General features: G+C 36.4%; 12 protein-coding genes. 6 read left to right on the plus strand and 6 right to left on the minus strand.

What is annotated here, in order from left to right:
- Positions 1-228 precede the first annotated feature (228 nt).
- The 4 genes from A194_RS0112190 to A194_RS20810 all read right to left on the minus strand — a co-directional run bounded on the left by A194_RS0112190 (position 229) and on the right by A194_RS20810 (position 2096).
- Entirely contained in the window at positions 229-771 is a 543-nt protein-coding gene (locus tag A194_RS0112190) for a DUF3267 domain-containing protein (RefSeq protein ID WP_017187111.1), read from the minus strand.
- A 123-nt stretch (positions 772-894) separates the two neighbouring features.
- Positions 895-1422 (minus strand): HTH-type transcriptional regulator Hpr, encoded by a 528-nt coding sequence (locus tag A194_RS0112195; RefSeq protein ID WP_017187112.1) that lies wholly within the window; start codon positions 1420-1422, stop codon positions 895-897.
- Between the two features lie 183 nt (positions 1423-1605).
- Positions 1606-1956 carry a GbsR/MarR family transcriptional regulator gene (locus A194_RS18370; RefSeq protein WP_017187113.1) on the minus strand — a complete coding sequence of 117 codons (351 nt, stop codon included), beginning with the start codon at positions 1954-1956 and terminating at the stop codon, positions 1606-1608.
- Positions 1953-2096 carry a hypothetical protein gene (locus tag A194_RS20810; RefSeq protein ID WP_017187114.1) on the minus strand — a complete coding sequence of 48 codons (144 nt, stop codon included), beginning with the start codon at positions 2094-2096 and terminating at the stop codon, positions 1953-1955. The genes A194_RS18370 and A194_RS20810 overlap by 4 nt, the downstream gene beginning before the upstream one ends.
- A gap of 278 nt (positions 2097-2374) precedes the next feature.
- On the opposite strand from A194_RS20810, the gene A194_RS0112210 reads away from it, so the two are divergent.
- The 4 genes from A194_RS0112210 (at position 2375) to A194_RS0112225 (ending at position 6424) form a co-directional block, all read left to right on the plus strand.
- Positions 2375-3571: a quaternary amine ABC transporter ATP-binding protein gene (locus tag A194_RS0112210; protein WP_017187115.1), complete on the plus strand. Its 1197-nt coding sequence runs from the start codon at positions 2375-2377 to the stop codon at positions 3569-3571.
- Complete coding sequence (locus tag A194_RS0112215; protein ID WP_017187116.1) at positions 3561-4403, plus strand: ABC transporter permease; 843 nt, start codon at positions 3561-3563, stop codon at positions 4401-4403. The genes A194_RS0112210 and A194_RS0112215 overlap by 11 nt, the downstream gene beginning before the upstream one ends.
- Before the next feature lie 87 nt (positions 4404-4490).
- A complete protein-coding gene (locus A194_RS0112220) occupies positions 4491-5438 on the plus strand; it encodes a glycine betaine ABC transporter substrate-binding protein (protein WP_017187117.1) in 948 nt (315 codons plus the stop codon).
- A 74-nt stretch (positions 5439-5512) separates the two neighbouring features.
- The gene (locus A194_RS0112225; protein ID WP_017187118.1) at positions 5513-6424 is read left to right on the plus strand and encodes a glycine betaine ABC transporter substrate-binding protein; all 912 of its coding nucleotides are present in this window, start codon (positions 5513-5515) and stop codon (positions 6422-6424) included.
- A 208-nt stretch (positions 6425-6632) separates the two neighbouring features.
- On the opposite strand, the gene A194_RS0112230 is transcribed toward A194_RS0112225, so the two are convergent.
- A complete protein-coding gene (locus tag A194_RS0112230) occupies positions 6633-7004 on the minus strand; it encodes a YtxH domain-containing protein (RefSeq protein ID WP_017187119.1) in 372 nt (123 codons plus the stop codon).
- Between the two features lie 110 nt (positions 7005-7114).
- Positions 7115-7534, minus strand: a complete 420-nt coding sequence (locus A194_RS0112235) for an HIT family protein (RefSeq protein ID WP_017187120.1) — start codon at positions 7532-7534, stop codon at positions 7115-7117.
- A gap of 141 nt (positions 7535-7675) precedes the next feature.
- Here A194_RS0112235 and A194_RS0112240 point away from each other — a divergent pair, with 141 nt between their 5' ends.
- Positions 7676-8413, plus strand: coding sequence for an ABC transporter ATP-binding protein (locus A194_RS0112240; protein WP_017187121.1), 738 nt, complete (start codon positions 7676-7678; stop codon positions 8411-8413).
- Between the two features lies 1 nt (position 8414).
- The gene (locus A194_RS20325; protein ID WP_017187122.1) at positions 8415-8561 is read left to right on the plus strand and encodes an ABC transporter permease; all 147 of its coding nucleotides are present in this window, start codon (positions 8415-8417) and stop codon (positions 8559-8561) included.
- Positions 8562-8570: the final 9 nt, after the last annotated feature.

The raw sequence follows: 8570 nt of genomic DNA on the forward strand, positions 1-8570 counted from the left end.
TTTTTTTATTAATATAGATAATTCATTTCATAATACGATGAAATGAGTAGTACTAACATTGAAATATTAATCGTACGATAAACTTTTGCACTTTTCTCATTAGACATTTCTGACTTAGTACAGAATTTTTGAGTCATGGAGTTAAATGCGTAAAAAATAAATATGGCAAATGGAACATAAAAAAGTAACAATGTTTCCCCTCCTAAATCCCTTCACATTATAACACGTTTAAGGAGATTGCACTAATATATCGTAGTTGTTTTTTGTCTTTTCTACGACACATTTTTTTGGCGCCTTAACGAAAAATGAGAGTATTAACCAATCTGTCAGTGAAATTCCAATATGAATGGATGCAAATACAATTAAAATTGGGTAAAACATTGGAAATACCGTTGCACCAATTAATAAAGGAACTGTAATGACGACTGTAGGCGCTAGCATCATTATAATCGAAGTGCGTTTAGATAAACTTGAACGCACCTTTAATTTTAGTAAAGGTATATATCTATATTTGAAATACCATTTTAACCTAAATTCTTTACTTGTAAAAGTAATCGGAAATGCATGAGCTAACTTATGCAAGATCGGTAAAATTAAAAGCCCTAACATGACTTGCCACAACGCTGGGTCATGTAATGGCGTATTTTGATGTAAAATTGAAAATGGTATATATAAAACAATAAAAGATATAATACCAAGAAAGATTGATAGAATAGTCAGCCGATGTTGACCGTATTCTTTAGAGATGTTTAACGTTTTCCAGCAAGTCATATTAGGGCCTCCTTTTCTGCCTATATTCAGCGATTACTCACTATTAATTATGCTGTTACAGAAGTGATAATACGCCCTACACAGAAAAAATTCAACCCTTTTCTAGAAAAAACTCTTAATTCGTCAATATTCCTCACGAATGCTAGCGATTGAACGGTCTAAAATCTCTAAATAGTCGTCTCCATATATATTTTTTACGATGGCTTCTAAGTCTTGAAACTCTGGAAATCTTCCATATAAATCTTTCAATGGAAGAGAAGCTTGCATAACAGTGTTTTTATCTGTGCCACTTGCATGAGCTTCCATTGTCTCCTCAAATAATTTTTTACCTGCATCTGTTAATTCTACATACGTATTACGTTTGTCTTCTTCTCTTTTTGAAAACGTTAATAACTCACGCTCTTCTAGTTTTTTCGAAAAGTTGAAAGCAGTAGACACGTGCATAATTCCAAACTGTGAGATCTCTGATATGCTCGCACCATTTAAGTGATAACATATCCATAAAATATGATGCTCATTTAAGTTGAGTTCAAATGGTTTGACCCAATTTTGCCAATCTTTTTCGATTTGTTTCCAAATGGCCTTAGATAATTGTGCCATTTTGTGTGAATATAGAATGGCTTCCTGTATTGAATAGGATTCTTTACTCACAAGAACGACTCCTTTTTAATAATATTTTGATAACTTAATCAATAGTTTACCCTATTAATATTGTTAAATAACTTGTTTGTCTAATTAAATAGGTAGAATGATTATTTTTTAATGTACTAATATTTTAACATAATATATTAAAAGAGTTGCAGGAATTTATTGATTCCTGCAACTCTGCCTTTATTATAAGTCTTTTTCGTGAATGTTGTTGAATACATCTTCAAGTGCATCGTGAAATCGAATCGCTTCCTTTAACTTTACGCTAGTTTGTCTGTCACTTTGAATTTCGTCCACTTGAATGTGCTCTTCGATTTGTTGTAAGTTTGATTTTTGTCGATCAATTGCGTCAAGCCAACGATTGACATAAGCCTTCATGAATTTTCCGTACAAATCTTTCTCCGCTTGATAAAGGTCTTTTCTTACACCTTTAATCCAAACGCGTTCTACGAGATTGTAGTCTAATAATGTACGGATTGAATTACTCATTGCTGTTTTACTTTTGCCTAGTGCATTTTTCATATCATCCAATGTCATTGTTCATCACTTAAATAGAGAATGACGAAAAGTTGAGACTCGGTCGTGTTTAATGAAAACATTTCAAGTGTCTTAGAAAATTCACTAATCATTGAATGGTGCAAGTGATCAAGCGTTTCTTCATTATGTCTCGTCTGCATATAATGAACCTCCTTAGGTCATCTACACTCAATCTACACTAGATTCTGGTAAAAACAAAACAGGAGATTTATGAGTATTTCGTAGTATTATAGAGAAAATAAAAAGATGTAGTCTGATAAGTTTGTTCAGTTTAAACTTTACGGAATATATGAAACTATGTCGCTCTATTTGTTGTTTGAGAATTCCAACAGAAACTATTATAGTTATAAAAGTGATTGTTACAAAGTGATTTCAACTAAGTTCAGATTTAAAGTGATTTAGAAAGAGGTGTAAACCAGTGCCTATTAAAGTCGAAAACTTATCGAAGATTTTCGGTAAAAAAACAAAAGAGGCAACGAGATTATTAGATGAAGGATATTCTAAAGAAGAAGTCCTAGAGAAGACTGGTTGTACAGTAGGTGTAAATCGTGCAACTTTCGAAGTAGAAGAAGGCGAGATTTTCGTTATTATGGGGCTTTCAGGAAGTGGTAAGTCTACATTAGTACGTTTGTTAAACCGTTTAATTGAACCAACTGAAGGTAGTGTTGAAATTGACGGTCAAAACTTAGCAACGATGAATAAAGAAAACTTACGTGAAATTCGCCGTACTAAAATGAGTATGGTATTCCAGAAGTTCGCACTCTTCCCGTTTAGAACGGTTTTAGATAATGCTGAGTTCGGTTTAGAAGTGCAAGGAATTGAAAAAGAAGAAAGAACACAAAAAGCTAAAGAAGCTTTAGACCTAGTTGGGTTAGGTGGTTATGCGAACCAGTACCCTAGTCAACTATCAGGTGGTATGCAGCAGCGTGTTGGTTTAGCTCGTGCATTAACGAATGACCCAGAAGTTCTATTAATGGACGAAGCATTCTCTGCATTAGACCCATTAATTCGTAAAGATATGCAAGATGAATTACTAGATTTACAAGAAACGATGAAGAAAACGATTGTCTTCATTACACACGACTTAGATGAAGCTTTACGTATCGGGGATCGTATTGCGTTAATGAAAGACGGTTCAATTGTACAAGTTGGTACTCCGGAAGAAATTCTTATTAATCCAGCCAACGATTACGTAGAGAAGTTCGTTGAAGACGTTGATCGTTCTAAAGTATTAACTGCAGATAAAATTATGAAGCGTCCAGAAACGGTTGATTATGATAAGCACGGTCCACGTGTAGCATTAGAAAGAATGCGTGAACAAGGCTTATCTTCAATCTTTGTGACAGACCGCTCTCGTAACTTAAAAGGATATGTGACAGCAGAGGATGCTAGAAAAGCTCGTGAAGAAGGTGTATCTCAGTTAAGTTCAATTATGAAAGATGATATGCCAACAGTTGATTTAGACACGAGCATCCAAGATATCTTTAATGTTATTCATGATGCTCCGGTGCCAGTTGTAGTAACAGAAGATGGCAAGCTACGCGGTGTTATTGTACGTGGAGCAGTCATTGCAGCATTAGCTGACGGAAATGAGGTGAACGGAGATGGTGCTTGATAATATACCATATATACCAGTAGCTGATGGGGTAGACTGGTTTGTCGATAAAATTACCGACTGGTTTAGTTTCGTATTTGATCCGATTAAAGATGGCTTCGGTTGGTTACTTGATAACTCTGCAGACTATTTAGCGATGGTACCACCGATTTTTATCATTATATTAGTTGCGATTTTGGCCTTCTTTTTAAGTGGTAAAAAGTTTGGCTTAGCAGCATTCACAATCGTAGGTTTAATATTTGTTCAAAACCAAGGATTGTGGGAAGAATTAATGTTTACATTTACTCTCGTCTTTTATGCCAGCTTAATTTCTGTTTTAGTTGGTATTCCAGTGGGTATATTAATGTCGAAGAGTAAATTAGCAGAAAGTATTATTACGCCAGTATTAGACTTCATGCAGACGATGCCGGCATTCGTTTACTTAATTCCGGCAGTAGCATTCTTCGGAATTGGTATGGTTCCAGGTGTATTTGCGTCATTTATTTTCGCGACACCACCTGTTGTTCGTTTTACTAACCTAGGTATCCGTCAAGTGTCTAAAGAGCTTGTAGAAGCATCAGATGCGTTTGGTGCAACAGGTAACCAAAAACTATTTAAAGTGGAATTACCGATGGCGAAGCGTACAATTATGGCTGGTGTTAACCAGACGGTAATGCTTTCATTATCAATGGTTGTTATTGCATCCATGATCGGTGCACCAGGTCTAGGTCGTGAAGTACTATCAGCCCTACAACGTGCTGATGCTGGACCAGGTTTCGTAGCAGGTTTTGGTATCGTAATTTTAGCGATTATCATTGACCGCTTTACGCAAAACTTAAATAAAGAAAAGTAATGAACTAGGGAGCTTCTTCTCTCTCCAATATTGGGGAGAGAAGTTCCAATAAAACATACAAAATGAGCAAAGGGGAGTTGTTTTAACATGTTACAAGAGACATGGAAACGTTTAGGTTTAATCGCAGTACTTGCGCTAACATTAGTAATTGCAGCATGCGGTACTGACGAAGAAGATGCCACTGAAGACCCAGAAGGTGCTGATGGCGAAGAGACAACTGAAGAAGAAACAACAGATGAAGATGCAGTCACTCACGAAGGTGAGCTTGAGTTAGTATACGTTGAGTGGGACACTGAGATTGCTTCAACTCACGTAATTGGTCATGTATTAGAAGATTTAGGTTATGATGTAGACATTACACCATTAGACAACGCTGTTATGTGGCAATCAGTTGCAAACGGTGAAGCTGATGGTATGGTAGCTGCATGGTTACCAGCAACACATGGTGATCTTTTTGAAGAGTACGAAGAGAGCCTAGTTCAACTAGGACCTAACTTTGAGGGTGCTAAAATTGGTGCAGTTGTACCTGAGTATATGACAGTTGATTCATTAGATGAGTTAGATCAATATGCTGATGAATTAGGTGAATCAATTACTGGTATCGAGCCAGGTGCTGGTGTTGTACAAGCTGCTGAAACAGCAACTGAAACTTATGAAAGCCTTGAAGGCTGGAGTGTAGACACTTCATCTTCAGGTGCTATGGCAACTGCATTAGGTTCAGCAATTGAAAATGAAGAGCCAATCGTTGTAACAGGTTGGTCTCCGCACTGGAAGTTTGCTGAGTATGACCTTAAGTATCTAGAAGATCCTGAACTAGCTTTCGGTGAAGCTGAGACAATCGAAACAATGGTTCGTGAAGGTCTAGAAGAAGATTTACCTGGTGCTTACCAAGTATTAGATAACTTCTTCTGGGAAGAGGAAGAGTTTAACAGCGTAATGGCTGAAATTCAAGACGGAGTAGACCCAGCAGAAGCTGCAGCAAACTTCGTAGAAAACAACCCAGAATTAGTTGAAGAATGGACAGACGTTCAGTAATTAAACTTTTTAAAAAGAACCTACCAGGAATTAGTTCTTGGTAGGTTTTTAATTTTGGAGAGGAGTCTTACATCATGAACTTTAAAAGGTATATGTTACTATTAGTCATTTCATCTGTACTCGTGCTTGCTGCTTGTGGTGGAGATGAAGAGACTACTAGTGATGATACAGACATTAATTATAGTGAAGAAGTTGACTACACAATTATTGGAATTGAGCCAGGTGCTGGTATTACGGTAACGACTGAGACGGCAATTGAAGAAGGTTATGATCACTTAGCTGGTTGGGAGCTTGAACAAGCTTCTACAGCTGCAATGGTTACAGAGCTTGAATCAGCAATTGCTAATGAAGAGCCAATTATTGTGACAGGTTGGAACCCACACTGGAAGTTCGCGCAATTCCCTGATATGAAGTACTTAGATGACCCTGAAGGTATTTACGGTGATGCAGAAAACATTCAAACACTTGTCCGTAATGATTTTGAAAGTGATCACCCTGATGCATATGAGATTATTGATCGCTTCTACTGGGAAGTTGAAGATATGGAAGAGATTATGTATGAAGCTAATGAATCAGGTTTAGATATTGATGAAGTAGCTCAACAGTGGGTGGAAGAAAATGCAGACGCAGTTGCTGAGTGGACAGATGGTGTTAATGAAGGTGACGGCTCTACAATTGAGCTAGTATCAACACCATGGGATTCTGAACGTGCTTCAGCAGGTGTTCTTTCAGCAGCATTAGAGTCTCATGGATTCGATGTTGAAGTAACACCAGTTGACCCATCAATCGTCTTTGAATCGTTATCAAGTGGTGATGCGGATGCTACAGTAGCAGCATGGTTACCATTTACTCACGCTGATTTCTATGAAAATGTTCAAGATGATGTCGTTGATTTAGGACCTAACTTAGAAGGAGCTAAAATCGGCTTAGTCGTACCAGCGTATATGGATATCGATTCAATTGAAGATTTAGAACTAGCTGAATAATTTTGTATATAAGCCTATCAAGAGAGGTGCCTACTTGATAGGCTTATATTTTGCATAACAAATCGCCTAATTATCGATAAATTAGGCGATTTCTTCGATAATTAAGCGGAATTTTATTTTTAAGCGAAGTCAAAAATAATTAGGCGAAATCAATAATAATTAGGCGAACGCCTAAATAATTAAGCGTTCGCCTGATCTGTCAGTCCATTTACTTGGTATAATTTTGTTCTTTGATCTTCTCTTCTAATTCTTTAATACCTTCTTCAATTTGAAGTAAGTGCTCTTGTAAGTTTTCTTGATGAGGCTCGACTGTTTCTTTCCAACTTTCAACAGACTCTTTAATGTCTTGTGATAAGTCCTTTAACAGTGCGGCACCTTCTTTTGAGGTTTGTGTTAATTGATCTTTAAGGTTTAATCCATTTTCTTTAATTTCTTGTGTAAGGTCACGTAATCGGTCAGATTGATCTTTCATTCGGCTACGCATTTCTTCACCTGAAGTAGGTGTTGTTAATAATGATACTGATGCACCGACAACACCACCAACTAATACTCCTAAAAATAACGATTTACCATTTGGCATGATTTATAACCCCTTTCGTTACTTACTGCTATTATAACCTGTTTTCCCTATAATGTTTAGTGCTAATCTTCTGTCAAAATACTTTATTGTTTTCTAAAGGGTGATCGTCGTTAAATCTCACTTGCGATCTTACCTGCAATATCTTGAAGTTTTTCTGGTGTGTAATCATCACCATGTACTTCCCATTGTGATTTAAACCCATCGCTTTCGTCATAACGAGGGATTAAATGAATGTGGATGTGAAATACACTTTGGTCTGCAAATGACCCATTGTTGTTTAATGTGTTTAATCCTTTTGGTTCGTATGCGGTTTTAATACCATTTGCGATTTTTGGGACCGCTTTAAATAAATTGGCTGCTGTTTCTTCATCAAGGTTGAAAACGTCCTGACAATGCTTTTTTGGAATGACTAACGTATGTCCCTCTGTTACTTGACTAATGTCTAAAAAAGCGTACACATGCTCGTCTTCATAAATTTTTGCTGAAGGAATTTCACCATCGATAATTTTACAAAAGATACAATCTGACATCGTCATCCTCCTAAATGTTCTTTTATTAGTATTGTAACGTAATCATTTGTCGAATGTAAGAAGAAAAGGTCTAAGCTATTAAATCTGATGAAATTTTTGGTATGATAATTATATAGTGTAAAGATAGAAGAGAGGGATAACATGAGTAATTTATTAAAGGTAGAAGACCTCGTTGGTGGTTATACGAAGCAAAATGTGCTACATGGTATTTCATTTGAAGTAAAAAAAGGAGAAGTCATAGGCTTAATCGGGTTGAATGGTGCTGGTAAAAGTACGACGATTAAGCACATTATCGGCCTAATGAACCCGAAAAAAGGTTCGATTAATATTAATGGAAAGAGTATTGTAGAAGATCTAGAAAGTTATCGGCGCGAGTTTGCTTACATACCAGAAATGCCGATGCTTTATGAAGAGTTAACTTTAGAAGAACATTTAAGGTTAACGGCAATGGCTTATGGTATTGATGAACAAACGTATAAAGAACGGACAGACTTTTTATTAAAAGAATTCCATTTAGATAAGAAGCGCAAATGGTTTCCTGTTCACTTCTCTAAAGGGATGAGGCAGAAGGTTATGATTATGTGCGCTTTTTTAGTAAAACCTTCTTTATATATTGTTGATGAGCCTTTTGTTGGTTTAGATCCTCTTGGTATTCAGTCTTATTTAGATACGATGAATGAGATGAAAGAGCAGGGGGCTGGTGTGTTAATGTCGACACACATTTTAGCAACAGCTGAAAAATATTGTGATCGTTTTGTCATAATTCATCACGGTGAAATTCGTGCTTACGGTACGTTAGAACAATTAAGGCAAGAGTTTAATATGCCGCAAGCTAGCTTAGATGACATTTACGTACAATTGACAAAGGACGATGCGTAAAATGGATACGAATCAGTTATGGAAAGAACGTTTAAATAGTCATTTAAAAATGGTAAGCCGTTATATGCGGTTAATATTTAACGATCACTTAGCGTTTGCGCTTATTTTCTTTGTTGCTGGATTCGCATTTTTCTACCAGAATGGTTAGAGACAGTCC

Origin of the sequence: Alkalibacillus haloalkaliphilus C5 (assembly GCF_000269905.1) — a bacterium.
Classification (GTDB): Bacteria; Bacillota; Bacilli; order Bacillales; family Alkalibacillaceae; genus Alkalibacillus; species Alkalibacillus haloalkaliphilus_A.